Annotated in this window: 21 protein-coding genes and 2 pseudogenes; 18 read left to right on the top strand and 5 right to left on the bottom strand. The window is 32.8% G+C overall.

The genetic code is table 11. From position 1 onward, the window contains the following. Positions 1–211: 211 nt before the first annotated feature. The 3 genes from HNP81_RS13990 to HNP81_RS13980 all read left to right on the top strand — a co-directional run bounded on the left by HNP81_RS13990 (position 212) and on the right by HNP81_RS13980 (position 2,396). Positions 212–796, top strand: a complete 585-nt coding sequence (locus HNP81_RS13990) for a DUF1643 domain-containing protein (RefSeq protein ID WP_182503041.1) — start codon at positions 212–214, stop codon at positions 794–796. A gap of 471 nt (positions 797–1,267) precedes the next feature. Then, positions 1,268–1,849, top strand: coding sequence for a hypothetical protein (locus tag HNP81_RS13985; RefSeq protein WP_182503040.1), 582 nt, complete (start codon positions 1,268–1,270; stop codon positions 1,847–1,849). A 40-nt stretch (positions 1,850–1,889) separates the two neighbouring features. Next, positions 1,890–2,396, top strand: a complete 507-nt coding sequence (locus HNP81_RS13980; protein WP_182503039.1) for a hypothetical protein — start codon at positions 1,890–1,892, stop codon at positions 2,394–2,396. 461 nt (positions 2,397–2,857) lie between these two features. Here the strand turns inward: HNP81_RS13980 and HNP81_RS23905 are convergent, their stop codons facing one another. The 3 genes from HNP81_RS23905 to HNP81_RS23895 all read right to left on the bottom strand — a co-directional run bounded on the left by HNP81_RS23905 (position 2,858) and on the right by HNP81_RS23895 (position 3,799). After that, positions 2,858–3,169: a Shedu anti-phage system protein SduA domain-containing protein gene (locus HNP81_RS23905; RefSeq protein WP_281384505.1), complete on the bottom strand. Its 312-nt coding sequence runs from the start codon at positions 3,167–3,169 to the stop codon at positions 2,858–2,860. A gap of 9 nt (positions 3,170–3,178) precedes the next feature. Further along, positions 3,179–3,373: a hypothetical protein gene (locus tag HNP81_RS23900; protein WP_246399356.1), complete on the bottom strand. Its 195-nt coding sequence runs from the start codon at positions 3,371–3,373 to the stop codon at positions 3,179–3,181. A 99-nt stretch (positions 3,374–3,472) separates the two neighbouring features. After that, complete coding sequence (locus HNP81_RS23895; RefSeq protein ID WP_246399355.1) at positions 3,473–3,799, bottom strand: hypothetical protein; 327 nt, start codon at positions 3,797–3,799, stop codon at positions 3,473–3,475. A 633-nt stretch (positions 3,800–4,432) separates the two neighbouring features. Here HNP81_RS23895 and HNP81_RS13970 point away from each other — a divergent pair. From HNP81_RS13970 to HNP81_RS13930, 10 genes and pseudogenes are all read left to right on the top strand, one after another. After that, complete coding sequence (locus HNP81_RS13970; RefSeq protein WP_220478582.1) at positions 4,433–5,182, top strand: restriction endonuclease; 750 nt, start codon at positions 4,433–4,435, stop codon at positions 5,180–5,182. Positions 5,183–5,958: 776 nt separating this feature from the next. Further along, positions 5,959–7,431 (top strand): MutH/Sau3AI family endonuclease, encoded by a 1,473-nt coding sequence (locus HNP81_RS13965; RefSeq protein ID WP_182503038.1) that lies wholly within the window; start codon positions 5,959–5,961, stop codon positions 7,429–7,431. A 429-nt stretch (positions 7,432–7,860) separates the two neighbouring features. Next, entirely contained in the window at positions 7,861–8,484 is a 624-nt protein-coding gene (locus HNP81_RS13960; protein WP_182503037.1) for a hypothetical protein, read from the top strand. Positions 8,485–8,502: 18 nt separating this feature from the next. Then, positions 8,503–9,495: a DUF3427 domain-containing protein gene (locus tag HNP81_RS13955; RefSeq protein WP_312859683.1), complete on the top strand. Its 993-nt coding sequence runs from the start codon at positions 8,503–8,505 to the stop codon at positions 9,493–9,495. A gap of 67 nt (positions 9,496–9,562) precedes the next feature. Next, complete coding sequence (locus HNP81_RS24680; RefSeq protein WP_376766751.1) at positions 9,563–9,880, top strand: recombinase family protein; 318 nt, start codon at positions 9,563–9,565, stop codon at positions 9,878–9,880. A 12-nt stretch (positions 9,881–9,892) separates the two neighbouring features. Next, complete coding sequence (locus tag HNP81_RS24675; RefSeq protein WP_376766750.1) at positions 9,893–10,171, top strand: hypothetical protein; 279 nt, start codon at positions 9,893–9,895, stop codon at positions 10,169–10,171. Positions 10,172–10,627: 456 nt separating this feature from the next. Then, positions 10,628–12,040 (top strand): DNA (cytosine-5-)-methyltransferase, encoded by a 1,413-nt coding sequence (gene dcm / locus HNP81_RS13945; protein ID WP_182503036.1) that lies wholly within the window; start codon positions 10,628–10,630, stop codon positions 12,038–12,040. Positions 12,041–12,438: 398 nt separating this feature from the next. Beyond that, a pseudogene (locus HNP81_RS13940) lies at positions 12,439–12,585 on the top strand (tyrosine-type recombinase/integrase); the annotation flags it as partial. Positions 12,586–13,598: 1,013 nt separating this feature from the next. After that, positions 13,599–14,855 (top strand): hypothetical protein, encoded by a 1,257-nt coding sequence (locus HNP81_RS13935; RefSeq protein WP_182503035.1) that lies wholly within the window; start codon positions 13,599–13,601, stop codon positions 14,853–14,855. A 413-nt stretch (positions 14,856–15,268) separates the two neighbouring features. Then, positions 15,269–16,180, top strand: coding sequence for a hypothetical protein (locus tag HNP81_RS13930; protein ID WP_182503034.1), 912 nt, complete (start codon positions 15,269–15,271; stop codon positions 16,178–16,180). A 176-nt stretch (positions 16,181–16,356) separates the two neighbouring features. Here HNP81_RS13930 and HNP81_RS13925 read toward each other — a convergent pair whose 3' ends face one another. Next, the gene (locus tag HNP81_RS13925) at positions 16,357–17,175 is read right to left on the bottom strand and encodes an endonuclease NucS domain-containing protein (protein WP_182503033.1); all 819 of its coding nucleotides are present in this window, start codon (positions 17,173–17,175) and stop codon (positions 16,357–16,359) included. A 220-nt stretch (positions 17,176–17,395) separates the two neighbouring features. Here HNP81_RS13925 and HNP81_RS13920 point away from each other — a divergent pair, with 220 nt between their 5' ends. The 5 genes and pseudogenes from HNP81_RS13920 to HNP81_RS13905 all read left to right on the top strand — a co-directional run bounded on the left by HNP81_RS13920 (position 17,396) and on the right by HNP81_RS13905 (position 22,555). Then, a complete protein-coding gene (locus tag HNP81_RS13920; protein ID WP_182503032.1) occupies positions 17,396–17,983 on the top strand; it encodes a recombinase family protein in 588 nt (195 codons plus the stop codon). Positions 17,984–18,016: 33 nt separating this feature from the next. Beyond that, the gene (locus HNP81_RS13915) at positions 18,017–19,279 is read left to right on the top strand and encodes a helix-turn-helix domain-containing protein (protein WP_182503031.1); all 1,263 of its coding nucleotides are present in this window, start codon (positions 18,017–18,019) and stop codon (positions 19,277–19,279) included. Positions 19,280–19,832: 553 nt separating this feature from the next. Then, complete coding sequence (locus tag HNP81_RS13910) at positions 19,833–21,203, top strand: DUF4062 domain-containing protein (RefSeq protein WP_182503030.1); 1,371 nt, start codon at positions 19,833–19,835, stop codon at positions 21,201–21,203. 345 nt (positions 21,204–21,548) lie between these two features. Then, positions 21,549–21,671: pseudogene (locus HNP81_RS23890) on the top strand (iron-sulfur cluster assembly accessory protein); the annotation flags it as partial. Between the two features lie 299 nt (positions 21,672–21,970). After that, positions 21,971–22,555 (top strand): hypothetical protein, encoded by a 585-nt coding sequence (locus tag HNP81_RS13905; RefSeq protein ID WP_182503029.1) that lies wholly within the window; start codon positions 21,971–21,973, stop codon positions 22,553–22,555. Between the two features lie 452 nt (positions 22,556–23,007). Here HNP81_RS13905 and HNP81_RS13900 read toward each other — a convergent pair. Next, on the bottom strand, positions 23,008–23,502 hold a 495-nt coding region (locus tag HNP81_RS13900; RefSeq protein WP_182503028.1), incomplete at its 5' end, for a DUF3900 domain-containing protein.

Raw genomic sequence — 23,502 nt, 5'->3', positions numbered from 1 at the left:
AAAAAAGTGGTAAAAAATATTGTTAAATGGATTGATTTTACTCGACAAAACATGACAGTTGTACACTGATATTCATGGTAAAATAATCCTGAAATTTAGTGTATTAGGAAAACGTGGATAACATTAAATAACATTGAGATTAACCTAGAGTTTTTATCAAAACTTTTCTTGATTATATTGAAGTCTAAAGTCTAATGAGGGAGTGAAAAGTATGAGAAGAGAAGCAGTTATAGATGGGGAGTATCGTTATTCCTTAATAAGGGAATGGGATGAATCAAATGCTCAAAGAGTTGTCTTTGTTTTGCTGAATCCAAGTACAGCAGATGATGAAGGAGATGACCAAACAACTAAGGTATGTATTGAATTTGCAAAAAAATGGGGATATGGTTCTCTACAAATTGTTAATCTGTTTGCTTTTCGAGCAACTTACCCAACAGACCTCAAAAAAGTAAAAGATTATAAAAAAATGGTTGGAGTACATAATCATAGTTTCTTACAGAATGCCTTACAGAATGCAGATAAGATAGTTGTAGCTTGGGGTGAACATGGTAAAATTCAAAAACGCTATATGGATGATTCTCTTAAATCTTTGTTTTCGTACTTCCCTCTGTACTGTTTTCGAGAGATTGCAAACAATCAACCAAAACATCCTCTAGGGGTAGATTATAACACACCTTTAGTTGAATACACTTTTTTTAAGCAGTTTCGGAGACCTGCTTTAGACGAGGGGGTAGTGGAATTTAGTGATATTGATGAAGAGATGGGAAATAGTGAAAAGAACAACTTTGTTAGTTGATAAAATTGTGATTTTATTAACTTAATAGTAAAGAAATGACCATAAATTCTTTACAAAAAGAACTAAAAGGCATTTTTTGAGGATTGTTCATCGTTTGGAGGTAATCTCTCGTAACAGACATTTCTTTTAAGACACTTAGTCTGATTGTTGTGATTAGTAATTGAAGACACCATATGTAGTGATAGAAAGGTAGAAAAGGAAAGAAGTTAGCTAATGCGGTTTGTTTAAAAAATAGCAGAGTAAGGACTTGTTAGAAGTAATAGAAGATAAGATGACGAATTTAACAAGAATGCAAATCAAAAGTATAAAAAGAACCAAAAAATAGGAAGAAAATCCGCGTGTGGTATTACTTACTTATAAAGGGAATTTGAATGAATTCTAAAAGAATAGAGGATTTATTACAGAAAGAAATAAATGCAGAGTTTAAGTACATTCAGTACCTTATATAGATTAAACAAGGGAGAGGACATTATGAAAAAGATGATGTTGAGTATAATTATAGTTTTTGGATTATCGACTGTCATTAATGTCTGTACAACAAACTCGGTAATAGTAGCCGAAGCAAAACAAGAAGAGAAGACATTGTTTGATAAGGGATGGAAAAATTTTAAGAAAAAGTGGGAGAAAGCGATGAATCCGAATCATCGGAACTTAAGTATAGTTGAATTTAAGGGAAAAGAAGAAAGTTACCCAGGTATGTTTTATAAGGGAGAGGTTCGAAGTTATCTTTTTGTTGGAGCAGAAACAAAAAGTATGAAGTCTAAGAAATTTCGCTCTGTATCAGTTGTTGGATTTATTAGCCCTGAAAAACAGAATAGCGATTATAATACACTTGTCGCTGGCGTTAAATTAATCCAAATAGCAAACCCTAATATTTCAATAGAAATGGTAAAAGAAATTGCATACGGTCACTTAGGACTTGGAGAAGAGTTCTTAGTTGATGGAACTAAAAAAACGTATTCGTATAAAGGTGTTAAGTATACGGCTGAGTATACAGCTGATGATAAACATCCTGATAATGGAATTTTTACTTTAACTGTAGAAAAAGAATAATATCGAATAATATATTGAATTTAAACAAAGGGAGAATACAATGAAGAAATCATTGTTAGTTGGCAGTGTTTTATTATCTTTAAGTTTAATTATACCTGCTTGTGAGGAAGGTAAAGAAAAAGAAGAAAAGACTACAAGCGAAACTGAAAATCAATCTCATATAAAACAAACACCAGAAAAATCTGAAATAGAACAACTTGAAAATGAAAAGCAAGATTTAATAGTAGCTAAAAGAGAAGCTGAAAAGCGTGAAGAAGAACGCAAACGTCAAGTTGAGTTAGCAGAGCAAAAACGACAATCGGATGTCGCAGAGAAACAGCGTCAAGAGGAAATTACTGAAAAACAACCTATTGCTCAACAGCAAGAAGCAGAAAGAAAAGCATCCGAACGGAAAGCACAACAGAGACAACAACAAGAGCAGGCATCTCAGTCTCAACAGGGAGAAAAAAAAGCTCAAGGTAATGATTTGGATGGTAACAGTTTCATCGACCAATATGAATGGTCAATGATGAATGGAGAAGAGCAAAATCAGTGGACAAAGGATTAAGTAGGGTGTCTAGATAAAGAGGTAGACGGACAGGATAATCGTTGTTATGAAGAGTAATCACTGAATAAAAGTTTAAATTCCTACATTAGGTGACTATATGGATAAAACCATTCCTCGTTATCTGATACCAATTAAATATGAATTGTAACTAGATAATTCATTTTATAAATGGGCGGTTTACTCAAATGAACGTTTGTTAGTGTTACAGCCGCGCAATCATAAATAATATGCGCCGTACGATTATTTAAATTATCCGCTCTATTAACATGAATTTTACGTATGCAAAAATAAGGAATATCTATCAGGTGCTTATCACTAAGATAAATGATTTGAAGTGGATTAGAGTGTCCAAGCTTTACCGCCCCCACGCTATGAAGTGAAATATGAGATACAAAGGTCTCTCTAAAGAGTCCATACCTTGCGGAGTACAGGTAACTTCCTAGATATACTAAAATGGAACATCAAAACCCTTTGGTATTTAGATACTCCCTCTGTAGGCTTGTCTTATAAGTTAATACTTGTGTAACTGCTCCCATCAAGTCCTTATGTACTGAATATACTCCTGTTCTGTACTCATTGGGAGTAATTAGAGGAGTTGAGGAAGTCTTAATTTCAATAAGTATAGCATCTTTTGAGAAGGGATTCGCATATAATAAATCAATTAGCTTGCCACTATCATTGTTGATAGTCTTTCCTCCTACATAAGCCTCATCATTTATCAAAACGGTTGGATTAGAGAAAATCTGACTCAAAATCCAAGTATTTTCTTTCAAGACACTTTGTCAAAACTTCTCAGAGGTATTATTGAGTTTGTTGCCATCCCAAACAGACAATACTTTTTTTAGGTTAGCTATCCCAACAAGAGTATTAAGTTGGTCTAAATCTTTCTCCTGTAGGTTTTTAAGCCTGTCAATTATTTTATCTGGATTATCATTTGTAACAATCAATTCTAATGTTTTCTCTAATGCTTCACTCATATCATCCTTCATTAATTGAGTAAATAGATTAGTGTTACTCTCATAAATTTCAATCAGTCTCTCAATATCAGGGCTATTCTTGAAAAGGTGAAATCCTCCTTACATAACCCCATACTTTTCATGTACTGCATAATGTTTCTGAATTTCTCTAGTAAGAGGCAGCATAGCCTCAGAGTTTAGCTCTAGCTTAATCCATTCCTCAACTTTTAATTTATTTAACTCTAACTCTTTAAAATCTTCCCAAGAGGCATTTTTACCTTTCATTTGAAAGATGAAGCAACCTCTAACAGATGCCTCAGGATTATTAATATTGTTCACTATTTCAGGTCTGAAAATAAGTCTAGTAGTAGATGTCTTTTTCAATTCAATGTCATCGCAAACAGCAGAGTCTCTTGATGTTGTCCATCCATTAATTCTGTCATTCATATTTAGTTAACACTCCTCTATACCACATTTGGAAGTCCTTACTAACAGTATACAATATTTCAAATTAAATGGAATACATTTACAAATGGAAGGTGGAGGGCTGTTGGGTCAGTCACTTTTCTTCTATTGCAAATATCACTGGTTAGTCTTTTTCAACGAAAAAGGTGCTTTTCTGTGCTAAGCAGGAAGGGCTTTTTTTATTTGTGAAGTTTTGACCGCCTTAGACTGTTAAAACGACTTACCACCTCCTAAAACAAAGTGTCATTCTGCCGAAATCTTTTCCAGTCTACAGGAATGAAGTACATTATAAAATACTCTGTTCCCAAAATAAATTATCATGGTATAATTATCCTATTTATAATACTGAAGTACTACCTGATTTCTATTGGAGGTGTTTGTTTGTACTACAGTGATAATTACACTAGTTTTGATGAATGGTTCTCTCTAGTTTCTGATAGTAATGAATTGGTTGTTCCCTTTTGTATGATTTCTTACAGGGACAGGGAGTGGCTAGATGATTAACTAGAAAGAATTCATAATAGGTCAGTATAAGAAGTGAAAGACTTATTAAGATGTTTACTAGTTCCTTTTTCTAGAGAATTAGATATAAGAACTTACGAGGATATTAACCTTATGAGTCAGGCTAACTCTGAGTCTAATACTAATACCATCATTGGTAACAACCCAAAAATAGAACTGTATCATAGAATTGAAAATAGACAGGAAGCATGGGAAGGATTAACTTGGATTTTGGAATTTTTACCCTATCGACCATATAAAGCAATTATAGCACTTGAGAATTACATTATTTCTGAGCCGAGTATACCAGACGATAGGAATACTGGAATTGAACAGTGTGCGGAAATCATAATGGAAAAGTTTATCTATTTCGAAAATCCATTAGAAAAGTTGGCGAAATTGAAACCTACTGAATTTGAATGGTTAATAGAAGAATTGTATAGAAGGATGGGTTACCAAACTGCTTGGACTCCTGCAACCCGTGATGGAGGAAAAGATATAATGGCGTCTATCAAGAGACCAGATGGGAACGAAAAAGTATACGTTGAATGTAAATTATATAGAACTACTAAGTTAACAATCAATGATGTCCGAAGTCTAGGTTTTACAATTATTAATGACAAGGTAAATAGAGGAGTTATCTTTTGTACAGGCTATGTCAACGATAAATTAAGGAATTATGATGAAAGAATTCAAATATGGTCTTATGAAGCTCTTAACGTCCTACTAAATGCTCATTTAGGTATGAATTGGGTAGAGAGGTTAGATATTATTTTTGAAAATAAGAAAAGAGAAATAGAATTTCAGCAGGTGGGAGGGAATTTTGATAACAAAAAGAAAAAATCCCCCCAAAAAACAAAATGAAACCAAGAATGGTAAAGAGTCTTTAGTTATTACAAGAAACCCAAAGAACTATACATCTTTTGACATACGAGCCAATAAACCTAATTGTTATAAGTATAATGCTCTATATGGAGAGACAGGCTCTATGGTACTACAAGAGGTGAAACTTTTGAATTTCAAACAAGCATAAACGGTAGAATAAAGACGATTGACTACTATGCTCCTAATAATGTTGGGATACTATTATCAGTTGCAAACAAAGTATAATTGAATGCTAAAGAAATTTATAAGAAAGAGATAAACCTAGATGCTGTAAATCGTTTAGAAGATTTTGGGGATATGAGCCGTAATGAATCAATAATTATGAAATCTAAGGGTAATGTATAATTTCATAGAAACCGTACAAGTTGCAATTGTATTTGGTTATACGGCTTTGGAGACTTTTGCTAATCTAAGTATTCCTCAAAATTTAGAATACAAGGCTAATATTAATAGCAAGGGTATCATTAAAATTTACAATAAAAATGCAATTGAAAGATGGGTCACATTAATAACGAAATATCGGAGATTTAGGTAGACGTATACAATACGGATAATATTAGATTACTTAAAAGTGAATGCAGCTATATATAATCGAGGGTATTTTATACGACTTATGAAGAAATATTGTATCGAAAATAAAATAGCGAGAACAAAACGATATTTTAATTGAATTTATGGGACTGTATTTAATTATGTGTGTTAAAAAGGTGTCTTTCTTTTTGATAAGATATCTAGACTAAAAAGGAGTGAGTTACATGGCTGGACATGTTTTTAAAAAGTCTCAGTTGCATCAAATCTTGGATAATGTTGTAGGGAAATCGTTAGGAGAAGTTGATAAAAATCGAGTTTTTGACCGTGCGCGTATTTCACCTAAAATTACAGGAATCGCAGGTGATGTCATTGAACAATCTGTGCTAGGTTACCCTGCAGATTCGAAACAAGAGGCTGATTTACTTGTAGATGGAGTCCCTGTTGAGCTGAAAACAACTGGTATTCGTAAACCAAAAAAGAAAAGTGAGCATGAATTTGAGGCGAAGGAGCCGATGTCGATTACGGCTGTTTCGCCGGAACGAATTGTGGAGGAGTACTTTGAAAGCTCAAATTTTTGGCATAAGCTTCAGAATTTATTGCTAGTTTACTATCATTACGCAGCAGAACAAACAGTACCGGCTCTTGAATATGCCAACTTCATTATTGAGGATTATCATTTCCATACTTTTTCAGAAGAGGATAGAAAAACGCTTCAAAACGACTGGGAACTTGTTCGAACATTTATTGAATTCTTACAGCAAAATTACTCCAAGCCTGAGAAGCTATATCACAGCATTTCTTCTGAATTGCGCAAGCAGTTAATGCTAATTGATATCGCACCGAAATGGCCGAACCGACCACGTTTCCGTTTAAAGCGTACTACCGTTTCAACGATTGTGCAAAATCATTTCGGTCAAAAGCTAGAGCAATTAACGGAAAGTTATACATCGTTTGCACAAATTGATGAAAAGTTAAAGCAAATAACCAAGTCGCATCGTGGGAAAACGATTCGTGAGCTAATGGATGAGTTACAAATTCCGATAAAACTAAATAAAAAAAATGATGTATCAAAATCTATCGCGGAGCAAATTATAGTGCGCATGTTTGGAGGAAAAGCAAAAAAGCTAAGTAAAATTGAGTTGTTTCATAAAATTGGGCTTTTACCGAAAACCTTGACGATGACGAAAAATGGTACACGTACAGAAGATACGAAACTATTTCCTATCGACTTTGAGGAGTGGACAGAAGTGAATACAACTTTTGAACAATCCGCGGTGTATCAAGCGTTTAAATTACAGCAATTATTATTTATTTTATTTGAGGAGCCGTCCTCAGATGCGAAGTTATTAGATAACAAATTTCAAGGATTTAAACGATTTGTATTTCCAGATTCAATAATTGAACAAGACTTGCAGCAAGTATGGCTTGAAGTAAGACGTTTAATTCATTACAACGAATTACGAGACGAAATTGAATATGGAAAGGATGGAAAACCCCAAATAAATAAATCGGGTACATTGAAAACGTCTGTTAATTTTCCAAAATCAAAAGATTACGACATATTTATTCGAGGCTCAGGAAAAGATTCAACTATTAAGCCGGTGACGATAAATAACATTGCGATGTATCGTCAAAACGTTTGGGTGAAGGGGAGCACTTTAGTAGCATTATTACACGAACAGCCGTTTATTGAATAAAAAAATATTAGTTGATTATAATGTACTATTTATATGGGGAGTTTAGGTGATTAAGAGAAGAATCCTTAGAATTGCCACTAGCACATTTGTATAACCAAGAATAAATCTATGCCTAATGAAAAATCAAAGAATATAATAATCTTGAGATATACGAACAAAGTTCGAAACTTGTAATATTCTCTAGAAAATTGTAATAGAAAAGTAGTTTGATTCGTATGTATCTTGATAAATTTTCGAATTTTTCTCGCTTGTTAACGAGCGTTACCATGTTTTATTGGTCACTAAAGGGAACATTCGGCACGGGGTGGGGTAATAAAATTTTTTTCTGTTACCGTTTGTTCCCTATAAATGCTAGATAGTTAGTAATGTAGTTGTTTTAGTAAATAATTGGATATACAATTGAACTAAAGAAATGGGAGATGGAAGCTAATGCCTTTTAGTTTTTTAATTGATACAATGCAAAATAATTACCGAAATGTACCCCAAAATACTAACAATTATGATTTAACATATCGACCAGAGTGTGATGTAGAAAATTTAATTTTAGAATATCCGACTTATAAAGGGAGAGGAGACTATAGATTAAGTGTTAATGGTAACAGCTTTTCTCATGGGGATATTATATATGCAATTGAGCACTATTTACTTTCGTTTCCGCTGAACCAAAGATTAGACAAAGCGATAGAATTAAGTAATACTTTAATGGATATATTGATTAGTGGTTTAGATACCCAAGTGAATCCACAATTTACTATTGAATTTGGTAATGTCACTTATAATGGGAGACAATTTGTACAACTAGTGTATTGGTTAATAGGCCAGGAAGAAATAAACTATCCTAGGATTAGAGGGAAGATAGGCGTCAGGTTGCCAATAACTAGGTATCATGAAGCAATTGTTTCTGTAATATACGGTTTCTTTAATACAGATACTGTTGTACAACGAGCGAAAATTAGGAATCAAAGACCTCCTCTATGTTTAAACGGAATCGTTAATGAGCAACAATATAATCAGATTGATAGAGTTATAATTCAAAATATTCAAATGATATAGAGTTTAGGAGTGAAAATGGTGTCAATTAAGCGTCTCAACTTATATGACCAATACTCTAGAGATGATGTATATAAAATCTTTGATGGTGTAACTCCATTTACAATAGGAGCGGGAAATTGGGGACTTCATGGACTTGTAAAGATTCCGAAAAGGAAAAAGGACTTTGTGTTTTTTGTAACATTTGGACAAAAACAACTAGGCCATGATTTTGATGAAAGTATAACTGAAGATGGTATATTAACTTGGCAATCTCAGCCTAAACAGACGCTGGATAATAAAGTGATAAAGCAATTGATTAGTCATAATCATTTAATAGAGAATATATACCTATTTTTAAGAACTAAAAAGAAGAATAGTCTAACTAAACAAGTTGAACCCTTTACTTACTTGGGGAGACTAGCGTATCTTACACATGATACAACTAGGGAACAACCAGTTTATTTTAAGTGGCAGATTATAGATTGGGAGGTACCTCCTTCGAATGTATTAGATAGAATGGATTTAACATTAGAACCCTTAATCAATCAAGAGGATTTAGTTAAAGACCATTTAGTCGAAACTCAGCGACCAAGTTTGATGCCTGATAAAGCAAAAGAATCAAGAAGCTTTTATGCTACCAAGGTTGATTATGCTGAGAACAGCAAAAGAAATTCTGAGCTTGGATTAAAAGGGGAATTATTAGTTGTTAACCATCTCAAGAATGTTTTAGGATATGACACTATTCATACTTCAGTCATAGAAGGAGATGGAGCAGGCTATGACATAGAAGCCTTTAAAGAGGATGGTACTTCATTATACATAGAGGTTAAAACTACAAAAGGTGGAATTAATACCCCGTTTATAATAACTGCTAATGAATTGGCGTTTTCTTTAGAATATACAAATAACTATGAGTTATATAGAGTCTATGAATATGACCATAATTCTAATTCAGGAAAGTTCTATAGAGTCGAAGGTGACCTTAAAGACTCATTGAACTTAAAACCAACTGTTTATAGGGCGAAGTTATAAAATAAGCTACCATAAGTCTGTAAAACTAGCGGTAGCTTATTTGTAATTTATTTAATCAAGTATGTTATTGTCAGTTGCTATGAAACTAACCTCTGTTCGTGTATCCTCTAAGGAGCAGAACGAGGCAAGACAAGTTGAGACAATGAAAGACAAAGGAATAGGTGAACGTGATATTTTTATCGATAAGGCAAGCGGAAAAGACTTTGTAAGACCTAAGTATCTACTACTTAAGCAGATGGTTCGTGAAGGGGATACAGTCGTATTTGATTCTATCTCTCGAATGGGTAGAAATATGAATGAGACATTAATTGAATATGATTGGTTTGTTAAAAATGGTGTCAAGCTTTGTTTCATAAAAGAGCCTATGATTAATACAAGTAACTAGCAGGACGACATTATGAAACAGGCAATTCAAAAAATCATCCTTACATTGCTTACTGCATTTGCTGAGAAGGAAAGAGAAGGAATAAAGACAAGGCCGGCAGAGGGTATCGCAATAGCAATGAAGAATGGAGTCAAGTTCGGAAGGCCGGCAGTAGCAATACCAACAGAATGGAAAAAGTATTACAGTCAGTGGAAAGCAGGGGAGATATCAGCGGTGAAATTTATGGAGACAATGGGAATGTCTAAGGCTACATTTTACAGAAAAGTGAAGGAATACGAGGGGAAAAAATGAGTTTCTATGTAATAGATTTACGATGAAAATAATGAGTTTTATTAACAGTTGACCATCACTAATAAATTCAAATTGATTTATAGGATATAAGAAATGAGATTCAGACTACTGATATAATAATATTACTAAATATGAAGAAAAAGAGTAGAGGGTTAACCTCTATTCTTTTTAATAATTAATATTTATGTTTATAAGTCATTGTGATTTTTTGAATCTCCCTATTCTGGAAGTTGAAATAATCTTGAGTGAATATGGTATAATCAAGTTCATGTTTTTCTTTTTCATAGAGATAAAGAATAATAAAAATGTCTTATTATAGTAGAATCTGTTTTGAAATTTTATTTTGGGAGTTATTATATGCCCTCATTTACCATAGTTATTATGGTTGATCTTTATTTAAGTATTTATTATAATAATAATTAGATAAATATATATCGAAAGGATGTCCTTATTTTTATGATAGATGTAGTAGAACTTTTTGCAGGAGTAGGAGGATTCCGATTAGGTTTAGAACGAAATGAAGGATTCAATGTCCTTTGGGGAAACCAATGGGAACCATCACATAAGACACAACACGCCTTCAATTGCTATGATAAACGCTTTGAAGATAGAGGCTTCCATAGTAATGAAGATATCGCAATAGCAAAATATGAAATTCCTAAACATGATTTATTAGTAGGGGGATTTCCGTGCCAAGATTACTCTGTCGCACGTACATTAAATGGGGAAGCGGGTATTCAAGGAAAAAAGGGTGTTTTATTTTGGGAAATAATGGATATTATAAGAATGAATACTCCATCGTTTGTCCTCTTGGAAAATGTTGACCGATTATTAAAGTCTCCTTCAAAACGAAAGGGGAGAGACTTTGCTGTTATGTTAGCAAGCTTTAGAGATTTAGGATATAGCGTTGAATGGCGAATGATTAATGCAGCAGATTATGGTATGGCACAAAAGAGGAGAAGAGTATTTATTTTTGCCTATAAAAATGAAACACAATTTGCAAAAAAACAAGAAGAATCTGGCTATTCTCCACAAGAATTAATTCATGAAAAAGGTTTCTTTGCGTCAGAGTTTCCATTGGAAGGCACTTCTTTAAAACATCCAGTTTCTGACGATACACTACCTCTTGATATTGTAGAGGTGTCAGATACATTTACAGCTAATTTTAGAAACTCTGGAATAATGAGAAACGGAAATTTCTATACTGAAGAAGTAATTCCTAAGACTATTCCTTCAAAAACATTGGGACAAGTATTAAGAGAAGCAAAAGAGTATGGACAAGTAATAGATGAAAGGTATTATTTAGATATAGATAAAGTTGGGAAAAATGGGAAAACGGCACTTGAACACTTTAAATATTTAAAAGGGTCGAAGAAAATAGAGAGAACTTCTCAATCGGGCCATGTGTATACTTATTCCGAAGGAGGTATGAATTTTCCAGATGATTTGGACAGCCCTGGAAGAACGATGTTAACTAGTGAAGGTACTAAAAACAGAAGTACTCACGTAGTGTCGGATTTGGATACTGGAAGATTAAGAATACTAACACCAATTGAATGTGAAATACTAAATGATTTTCCTCCTAATTGGACTAATACTATGCCAGAAAGAATGCGTTACTTCTGTATGGGAAATGCATTAGTGGTCGGGCTTATTGAAAAGATGGGTAATAAAATTAAAGAAATTTATCTAGGGGAAACTCAGCTATTATCAGTTCCTGAACATTATGAAGGGGAAATAAATAAACTTGAAATGCAACAAGAAGCAGTAACTAAACGAATCGGTTTATTAAAACAAGAAATGGTAAATAAAGAATTTTCTAAACCTTCTAAAGTGGATGCTGAAAAGAAGTTAGAATATAAAAACTAAGAAAAAACACCTCGTCAATCTGGCGAGGTGTTTAATTTAGAAAAAATACATATATATTTTAATACGGTAGAAATTGTAATAGGGATTTTTGGGATTGATAAAGTTATGTCGTATTTGGAAATATCAATTAATACAATTTTTTACTTATATTACCAAATTTTAAAGAAATCAGTTTCTGAACCTCAATTGATGACACATAAGATTCTGTGACATAAAGTATTGCGAAACTGCATTATTACCAAAGTTGACATTCTATCTGAAGACAACTAAAAGCTGCATTTCACAAAATGCTTATAAGTCTATGTATGTCTCACACCAGACTGTAAATATGTTTTTACTAATAGTGGCTGCTTCAGTCCCTTTGAAAATATTTATTAAGCGTTGTATCTAAATATTGAAGAGGTTTTGCTAAATCCTTGTTAGATAAAGGGGCGAATGTTGCTGTGATTTCAAAGGCTTTAGGTCATAGTGATATTTCGGTAACAACTAAATATTTGCATTTAGATGTTGATGAGCTAGTAAAAAACCTTCGTTCTTATTTGTAAGCTATCTACTATAAAAAACTATTACTTAATTTGAAAGAGCTAGTTTAAATATGAAGCGCTACTTTAATTAAAAGATTATAAAAAAGGTTTTAAAGCAGCTTTAAAGCGAGTCCTTTAATGAATTTGTAAATACTAGCGGCTGCAACCTCGTTTTCTGCTCCTTCTTATAAAATCTAGCCAAGTATTCAGAAAGTCAAAGAAAGAAGAGAGAACGAAGAGTCTAAGGATTTTCCCTCGCATTAAGATGCAAAGAAACGCGCTCACTAATAATGGGTGTGTTTCTTGATGTGTCGGGGCGCTTATCACCATAACATGGGTTTCCCCTTCAGAATCAATGAGTGGCACTTCCATCGGCCTCACTTGAAATGCTATTTGTGATGATAAGCATATTAGAGCTCCCACTTGTGGTTGAAACTCCATTTCATCACTCCATAGACAAACAAGAACTATTTCGATAATAAAGACCGATTTTCTGTTTTTTTTGTTTTGTAGGAAAATCAAAATAAAGATACGACACTTTAATGAATTAACGTACTAATTAAGAGGTTTTTGGACTGGAATAAAAAAATATGGTATAATTTAAATATAAATGGTTGACATATCTGTGGTCTTTTGATATGAGAAACCATTTATATTTGAAGGTGAGGGATTATCAGGTGGGTATTTAAGATAAATTAAATAGGTAATAAATTGATGAAAGGCAAATCCACTCATTACGCTATTCCGTTTCGTTGATAACTCCATGAGGTTGATTTTCAAAAGCAAGCTTAACAGCTCGCTCCTCCACTCAATTGTTAATGTGAAAGAAAAGTATTTGTTGCACAGACACAACGAAGTTGTGGATGTGGAGTCGGTGAATCGGAGCGATAGCGGAGATTTAACGGCTTGGGTTTTGGTTAAGGAAGAAAAAAGATACAATATCGACCTATAATAAATTATATATATTATCATAAGGCAATTATGTATCTTTTTTAAGAAAGTATGAATTTCAAAATAAAAGGAGTTTGTTTTAAGTGAATAAAACAGAATTTACACAGGAAGAAATTGTAGCAATCGAAGGTGACGACATAATCAAGGAGCATATGGCTAAAAATAATAAGTTGATGATAAATATATTTAATCGATTTGTTACGGATTTAGACCAAAGATATGAAAGTGTTGAGACGATAGGTAAGGGTGGAAAGAAGACTAAATACATATTGGGTGCAAAACGTGATGTTGAAGCTGACCGTAAAGATAAACGTGTAAATAACGGAAAGGGGCAAGTGCCATTGAAGTATGAGCAAGCATTTCCAATTATGATGTTAGAGTATTTAGAAACGCATCAAAGTGAGAAGCCACAAACAATCCCAAAATGGTTATTGGATATGGGTTTTATTACTAAAGAAATGTTTGAAGCAAGAAAATTGAAATATGATTCAAGGGTGTTAGAAGCCGAGACTAATAGATTAGTTGAAAATGAGGTCGTTAAAAAAGGTTATGATGATGTTGTTGAAGATTACGTAGTAAGAGAGATTCAAAGATTGAACGATTATTTTATGGCGGTGGTTGCAAGGTTAAATAAAGCAAAAATAATCACACATGTACCGTATGAAATGGGAAAATGTAAAATTCCAGTTATATCAGAAAGTTGGGACGATGAGAGCGGAGAAACGGAGCAATCCATTTCTTATAGATATGAATATCCTGAGCTATCATCTTATGTCGTAGGGGAAATTTCTTTAATGCAGAGAGAACTGCAAAACCAAGACAAATACAAGCACCTTTCATTGAAGGAAATTCACAACCTTAAAAATATGAAGATTGTACAAGAATACTGGAAAGAGTATAAATACAGATTAAACAGAATTACGGATGAAAGCGGTGAACGTTTATATCTGGTATTAGCTTATACAGCGCATGCAATATTTTTACGTGCAGGAAAGAATCCGATTATCAAATGGTTAGAGAAAAATAATCGTGAAGCAATTGAATTTTATAACAGTAACGAGATTCAGTATTTTTTAGAGAACAGAAACGATTTTCATAAAACAAGAAACGATTATGTAGTTGGGTTAGCGAAAAAAAGGCAAGAGAGATTCAACACACCTATAAAGGTAGTGAAGGAATCAATTGAAGATTACGGTGGAAAAAGGAAAGTTATAAGTGTTGAGAACGACCCTTACGATGACAAAAATAAATGGGATAAAAACAAGGAATTTATGTATTTGGAATTATACGCAAAAGCATATGAGAAGTTGCAAGAATACTACGGCCACACTTTTAAATAAAAGGGTTTTGCGATAATTTAATGAAACGTTATTAAAACAAAAATATGAGGACTTTGGAATTTTCGATTAACCTTATATAAAAAACACAAATACCATATAATGCTAATCAAGCATTCCAAACACAAAGCAAGTAGATTGAAACCCCATTTCTATGATGGGGTTTTTCTGTATAAAAGAGAGGATTTATCAAATGAACGATAAACTCGAAAAATAAGTGTTCCACTCCTACAGATGTTAAATATTTCATTACGTATAATTGATAAAAATAATCATAAAAGTATGTTTATTGACATGCTTGTTTCGTGTGCAATTTTTTAACTTTCGACACGGGCTTATATATCTATTTTAATTTGCTTTCAAATGGTAAAATTATCCTAGATTACATATATAGTTTAATAGGGGAGTGGAGAAGGATGCAAAGGAATTTCTTATTTATTATTTTAGGAATAAGCTTGGTCATCTTAAGTGGCTGTGGCGCAAGTAGTAAAGACTCTGCAAAAAAAGTAGTCGAATCAATTGAAGAAAAAGATTATTTTACAGCAAAAAAAATCTATGAAGATGCGACAAACGATTCATCAAAGGAAAAGAAAGATGAATTAAACAAAACTATTTCAAAAGTGCTTTTAGAATATATACAAAAGGATTATCAAGAAATGAAGGCAGATAGTGATAAAGAAGCTTCCTTTTATAACTCTTTAGGTAAAATTGAAGAAATTGGAATAAGTGATAAAGCTTTGACAAATAAAATTAAGTCCTACAAACAAGAGTTAGAAGCTTTAATTGAAAAAGAAGATGGAATAAATGAAGAGGAAGTTGTAGCGCAAGAAGAGAGTACAGAAAATACCTACGAAAATACAATCTTTAATATGGATTGGAAAACCTTTAGTAATTATTGGAATGAATCTGTTGATGATTATGATAATTCATATTTTATGATAAAAAATGAAAGAGAAAGCCAAATTCCTTTTGGCATTCGTTATGATGGACAAGTAAATAATTCTTTATATGTTAGTGCTAGCACAGAAAAGGATACTGGTAAGGTATCGTATGCTGTGGTTATAGGAAATGTAACGGACAATAAATCAGGTTATATAGATGTTTATCAAGCAGGTGCTAACCTAATATTAATAGCAGACCCTAAAGGGGAGAATAAAGAACAAATTGCTATTAACTATTTAGGTTTAAGTAATGGAAAAATTGTAGAGGAAAAAACTTTATCTTATACTCAAAACGGTATTATTTACAAAGCGGAATATGAAGATAATGTTGGGAGTTTACCAACTTTAACAGTATCAGTTGAAAAAGAAAAGCCATTTGGACATTGATTAAAGTTTAAAAAGGTATACCTTTAAGGAAGTGTCAAACTAGTTGTTTTTATTGATTGTAAAAGCGGATGAAATTTTTTAAACGTTTGAAAAATGAAGTATATCTTTATAAATATTTTGGGTTAGTACAGAGTTTCCTTTTATAACTAGGAAACTCTGTACTATTTTAATGTTGTTTAGATGTGTGACCGACTGCTTATTAATGACTGTTTATATGCTTCATTAATAAGTGGTTTGATATAATCCAAACTTATAACATGTTTTAATTTAATATCAATTTGATTAGGCTCTTTGTCTTTAAATTTATCCTTATCAATATTCTCTAAATACTTATCTTTGTAACGGTATAGTTCTGGAATTGTAATTTTATATTTGGCGTATATACTATCACGATTTCCATTAGGGAAATGAAATAGCAAGCGGTTTCCGATGGTTGAAATAGATAAAAATTTCTCATTACATTGTACTAATTGAAACATAATTCCATCTGAGATATTACAGATAATCGAGGTGTTTAAAGTATGTAAGTTGTTAGCTATGTAATTGTAAATATCACTTGCAATTGTGCCTTGTTTATTTAGTTTCTTTATAACATTTTCTTTAGTACGGTAATTAGAATTTCCCTTTGGTATTTCAACTATATTCTTTAACTGGACTTGAATATCGTTTTTATTTCTAGCCATATACTCTATTTGTAGTTCGTGTAATTTTGATTGGTAATTATCGTTTATTGGATAATTTGCTATCAACATGAACCTTGAATCATTGTCTTTAACAAATGTTCTGTAACCTAACATTTGTTCGATAGCTTTGTCGTCTACTACTTCTTTCACCTCGATATAAAGGTTTCTTCCTTCTTTATCTTTAAATAAAATATCGCATCTTTTCCGCATCTGAATCAATGATTCTCTTTCAGTTAATGTTAGTCCTTCTTCAATTAAATCGTGTCTAATAAGTAATTTATTTTGTAAAACAATTTCTTCATTTGGTTTCATGTTATTTCTCTCCTAAGAGTACTTTTAGGATAATTTTAACATTAAAAGCAGATATATAAGTTTTATTTTTTGAGATTAGTTCAAAATGATAGTTAGTTAAATTTCCAGTAGTAATATAATGTTTCATTTAAGTACACCCTATTGATACAATGTTGGGAGATTGATATACTTAGGTTAAAGTTGTCTCATATACATGTGTCGAAATAGAGGGGGAATTGATATGAAATATGGGTATGGTCGTGTATCGTCAGCAGGTCAAAATCTAACCGCACAAATTAAACAACTGCAAGAAGCGGGATGTGACATTATTTTTAAAGAAAAGGTCAGTGGAAGGAAGAAAGAAGAAAGAGAGCAATTCAATCTACTCCTTGAGACAGTGCTAGAAGGTGACACCATTGTTGTTACAAAGTTAGATAGGTTTGCTAGAAGTACCAAAGATGCTTTAAACACTATTGAGTACTTAAAAGGCAAAGGTGTTTCGCTTATTGTCTTGAATATGGGTGGAGATAAAATTGATACAGGAACAGCAATTGGTAAGTTAATGATAACAGTATTATCTGGTATCGCAGAATTTGAAGCTGATATGATTAAGGAAAGGCAATTGGAGGGCATTGAAGAAGCTAAGCGAAGAGGAGTCTATAAAGGAAGACCTAAGAAATACACGGAGAATAACAGTGGTTTACAGTATGCCCTTGAGTTATTTAATAATAGAAATACCAATAAGATGACTGTGAAAGAGATTGAACAGATAACCAAGATAAGCAGGGCAACTCTTTATAGAGCTGTAAGGGAACGTGTAGGGGATTAATGTCCTGTTTATTATAGAATAGGTGGATGCTAATTGATTATTTATAAAGCAACTAATACAGTTAATCGTAAAGTGTATATTGGGTTGACAATAAGGACATTACAGACAAGAAAGAAAAGACACTTGTTAGATGCTAGAAGTGGTAGTGAATTTATTTTCCATCGAGCAATCAGAAGATATGGTGAGGAATCATTCAAGTGGAAAGTCATTGATAAAGCAGATACTCTTGATGAGCTAAATGAGAAGGAAATGTATTGGATTAACCACTATGATTCTTATAACAATGGATACAACATGACATTTGGTGGAAGTGCTTTAATGCTTGGAAGGTCCCACACAGAAGAAGCAAGGAAAAAGATAGCAGAAGCAGGTATAGGCAGATTAGTCACAGAGGAAACTAGACGAAAAATAAGAGAAGCAAATCAAGGAGAGAACAGTAGTAGTTCCAAACTAACTGCTTCACAGGTACTTGAAATCCATGAGCTTTTGAAGGAAGGACTGTTTTGTAGTCAAATTGCTGAAACCTTTGGTATATCTCCAATAGCAGTTTATGAAATCGGAACTGGGAGGAAGTGGAAGTACCTCTTCGAAGAGAATTTCATTGAAGCAAGGATACAACAAAGAGAAGAAAGAGGTAAGCAGATAAAGAACCTATTAGCAGAAGGGAAATTAAAACAGAAAGAGATTGCTGAAATATTTAATGTGGGTATAACTACTGTTAGTGCCATATCCAGAGGAAGGAACTTTAGTCATATCCCTACTGACACTCCCATTAGTACATCATACAGAAAACTAAAAGATAAGGATGCTACTGAAATTAAGAAACTTCTTGTTCAAGGAAATTTGACACATGAACAAATCGCCAAAAATTTTAATGTCGCATCTTCAACTATCACCAATATAAGTCTGGGCACCACTTGGAAACACATTGAAGTTGCTGGTTTTAATGCAGGAAAGCAAGATAATAAGTTATCTGAGGAATCCATACAGATAATTAAGGAGTTACTTAAGGAAGGTGAGATGACCCTTCAAAAAATTGCCGACCAATTCAATGTAACTAAACAAGCCATTCACAGAATCAAAACAGGTAAAATATACTCGCATGTTAAGACTCAGTATGATGATGAAATTAATAAAACTAAGGAAAGAGCAAAGCTTACAGAGCAGGATGTCAGAGAGGTTAAATTGCTATTGAAGCAAGGAAACATGACCAATGCTGAAATAGGAGAAAAATATGGTGTCCATAGAAGAACGATATCAGATATAAGACTGGGTAAGACATGGAAACATGTTTGAACAAATTAACCAACGGTCAGTTGTTTTTTATTGCCTTAAAATTTGAAATGAACTATAACAGCACTCATGAAATCATATTCATTATGCCACAGAGCCAACTTTAAGCTATCGATTGTCCATTCGCACAATTTGTACGTGACATAATTTTAGAACGCACATGTGAAGGTAGGGATAGTGCTAATAGCAAGTAAAGCATATGGGTAGAAAGGCGTAGCAGATACGCTCTTATACCGAAATAGCAAAATATCAATTACTCTTTAAAATATCTTTAAACGCCCATTTGTAACCAAATGCCATTTTTCTTTCACCTCTACAAACCATAGCAATTTCTAGGAGATTACGAGCAAATATTTTAGGCACTCAAAAAGGGTGTTTTTTTGTTCTAGTGGGAGTCTATTGACCAATTTCAAGGAGTATTTAATGAATTATTTAGTAGCTCTACTGCTCCTGTACTCAGGTAAATAACAACAAAAGTAAAAATAATTAAATAATAAAATTCCTGAATTTGGTATAATGTAAAAGGACTATTTCTGCTTGAAAAAGGAGGGTTAAAATGCAAGATAAAAAATTTCAGATATTTATTAGTTCTACATACAAGGACTTAATAGAAGCTAGAGAGAAAGTATTTTCAACCATTTTGTCGATGTATCATTTTCCTGTAGGTATGGAGATGTTTAGTGCTGATAATGATGAACAATGGAAAATAATCCAAGATACTATGATGGATAGCGACTATTATATATTAATAATCGGGCATCGCTATGGTTCAGTTACAAAAGAAGGGATTAGCTATACTGAAAAAGAGTATGATTATGCTAAATCATTAGGGATTCCTATAATGTCCTTTGTTAGAAATAGAGATGTGGCAACGACTCCTAACGAAAGGGAAGGTAATAAAAGCAATGAAAAAAAACTTGATGAATTTATAAAAAAAGTAACTGAAGGAAAAATGTGTGAATTTTGGGAAACATCAGATGACCTTGTAAACAAGATAACGATAGCGTTAGTCAAAGCATTTTCTAGACATCAGAGAACAGGATGGATTAGAGCAGATAAAGCAATAACACCAGAAATGTCAGAGGAATTTCTTAGATTAAGTAAAGAGAACTATTCCCTTAGACAGGAACTAGATGAACTAAAAAAAAAACAAATTGGTAAAGAGCCAAATTTAGAAATTTTAATTAATGAGTCAGATAAATTAAAAATTAAATTTCAAGAAAATCTTAATTTTGAACATTTGGGATACCTTGAACAAATTGATTATAGTTTGATTGAAGAATATCTTCTTCCCTATATTAAAAAAGAGGAAATCGAAAATTACAATAACAATATACCTACTAATCAAGAGATTGATAAATTTAATCAGGAAGCGATTTATTTTACAAGACTTACGGACACAGGTTTAGATTTATCTTTTTCCATATCAAATATTGGTTCTGCTAAAGCAAATGAAATATTTATAGATATAACTTTTCCAAATGAAGTTAAAATACTTAAAAAAGATGAAATCGAAGACTTAGAATTACCCAAGATACCAACAATTCCTGAAAATCCTATTGAGGTTGCGGAAAAAGAATATGATAAGGCAAATATGAAGAAAATTCTAGGTGAATTTAAAGTCTCGAATATATATGATTTAATAGGGAGTCAAGCACTATCCGCAATTAGTTCTTATCCTCCACTTACGAGGGGTTATTCACAACTTGTTGGGAAAAACATCTTAACAGTAAGGAACACAACATTCCTAAATGAAAATACAATAACATTGAAATTGTCTGATTTGCTTCACACTAGGATGTATACATTTGATGATGAGTACTTATTAGTTCCATTAAAAAAAGGTAGTTTTCATATAAAAGTTACTGTTATTTGTGAAGAGTATTCAGAGGAAAAGGGATTAAAAATACCATTATCTGTATTATGAATATCAGTCTCAAATGGAAAGATAATCTGATATTTAGAAGCAAAACATTAGTTGGCACTCTAAAAGAGTGTCTTTCTTGATTTTAGAAGGGGCATGTTATCAAATTACAATGATTATTATATTGAACTGTGAAGAGTGTACCACTCACACAATTTGCTTTAATTTCATTATCTAAAGAACCGTAACTATTGTTGGGGAATTTTTTTGAGTTATTAGTTGCCTTAAGTATAATTTTTGGGGACTATTCAATTAGCGACATTAACAATTGAGCAGGCTTGCAATTAACAATCATGATTGCAATTCATAATCACCAAAAACAATAAAAAACTTTGATATATCAAAATTTTCAAGCAATCCATGATGGGTGGCGGATTTACGATTGATAACCCAAATGAAATAGCTACATGCGGTTGTGGGTCATCGTTTAGGACTGCGAAGAAAGTAGGTACACCAAATACTTTAGATTGAGCATCTAACCTAGACAAGGCTAGATGTTTTTTGTTGAGTAGAGTAAATGATGAAATAGATAGAAATGTTGGTAACAATAAAGGGTTATAGAACGTTTCTAAGATAAGCAGAGCTACTCTTTGTGAAGTAAGATGAAGTTACTGAGAGGATAGCCACTAGTGTGATATCTTTTTTGGTTGTAGAAAAAATCTACAAAATGAATCTTTTGTAATTTTGTTTTATCAAAAAGAATCGTTTGGTTTTAGTGGAAAAAATGTTAATATAATCTATGTAAAAAAGATTCCTTGAGGAGGCATAAAATGTCAAATGATTCAATTGTTTTAGAGCTGTTTGGTCGTGTTCAAAAGTTGGAGGAGAAAGTCAGGTTTCTAGAGGGGAAATTAGAGAGCCAAGAATATGTTCAAGAAGAGGACAATGAAGAGCCAGTAAAACAAACATTAGTGACAAGAGCTAATTCAAGGGATTACGTTGCAGACAGGTTACAGCAAGAAAACCCTCAATTTAGCATTAGAAAGGCTAATCGTGAAGAGGGTTCTGGATTGGTTTTAACGGATGAGCAAGGTGAAAAGTTGATTCTTAAGTATTACTACAGCAAGAGTTTCTTGGAATTTCCATCAGGATGGCATACTGTTGATATAAGTGATATTGAGAATGATATTTTTGACATTTATACTTTCGCTGTATCTTACCAAGAGGAATACTTTGTATTTTTCTATACAAGAGATGAATTAAAGTCATTTGTTTCTCGTAAAAGACTTAACTCATCAACTAAGTATTACTTTTACTTCCACATTGAAAACGGTAAGATTGTTGAGGTAAGGGATGATGAGTATAATGTTTCTAAGTATTATGACAGATGGGATTTACCTAGCCAATTAGTCTAAATTAATATAAAGCACTCAACAATGTGAGTGCTTTTATTTCTTGGCTTTTTATAGTTAACTTTGAGAGATATGGGGGTACTTTTCACCCACTCACACTGATTCATATATCGAATATTGAATAAGCACTCCTGCTCCTGCATTTTGAATTAAAAATGAATTGGGAGGACTGTGTTTTCCTTTTACAGATAGAAAAAAAGTGTATCGTACAACTTTACCAATAAAATATTCAAAAACTAAGCCAGTGATTTTTCCTTGTCACTGGCTTTTTATCTAGTGGATAAAATTGTTAATTAAAGGAAACCTTACACAAACTAAAGAGCATAATATTTGGTCACTAAAGCGGTCACTAACAAGGTAATAAATCCATTAATATCAGTGTTTTTTAGCTCATATGTGCGGTCACTAATTTGGTCACTAAATTGTAATTTTTACACTATCCTTCTCCACTTCACCTATTCCTTCTGCCTGATCCGCTCCAATATCGACATGACATCTTCTGGTTTATGAAATTCAATCGGTGAGACGCCTTTTTCAAACACAATCGACTCTGCATCCACAAGCAAAACATACCGCCCGTTAATTTTCCCTAAATGGACATTTTCGCCGAAATCGGAAAGCAATCCTTTCACAGAAGTATTGCCAAGCGTCATTCGCATTTCTGCATCAGGCGTATGTTCAACGATTTGTGCTGTGGCTTCAATCACTTGATGCGTATCGAGACGCTCTTGAATCTCCCGTTTTTCACTTGCTTCCCAAACTTCCATTGCCTGTTCAAATTGCTGCAACTCTTCGCTGTTATCAGCGTATGTTTCTTGAACATGCTCATGCACCATATTCATGACTTGTGCTTTCATAATTTCTGGCATTGATTCACCATAATCAACGAATTTCAAGAAGTCTTCAAAGTAGCGGGCATGAGAGGCTTGATGAATCTTTAGTTCGCCAGG

The sequence above is a fragment of the Peribacillus huizhouensis genome (genome assembly GCF_014138605.1).
Lineage (GTDB): Bacteria > Bacillota > Bacilli > Bacillales > DSM-1321 > Peribacillus > Peribacillus huizhouensis.
The sequence above is the reverse complement of the archived record's forward strand: the minus strand, read 5'-3'. Positions and strand labels throughout refer to the sequence as shown.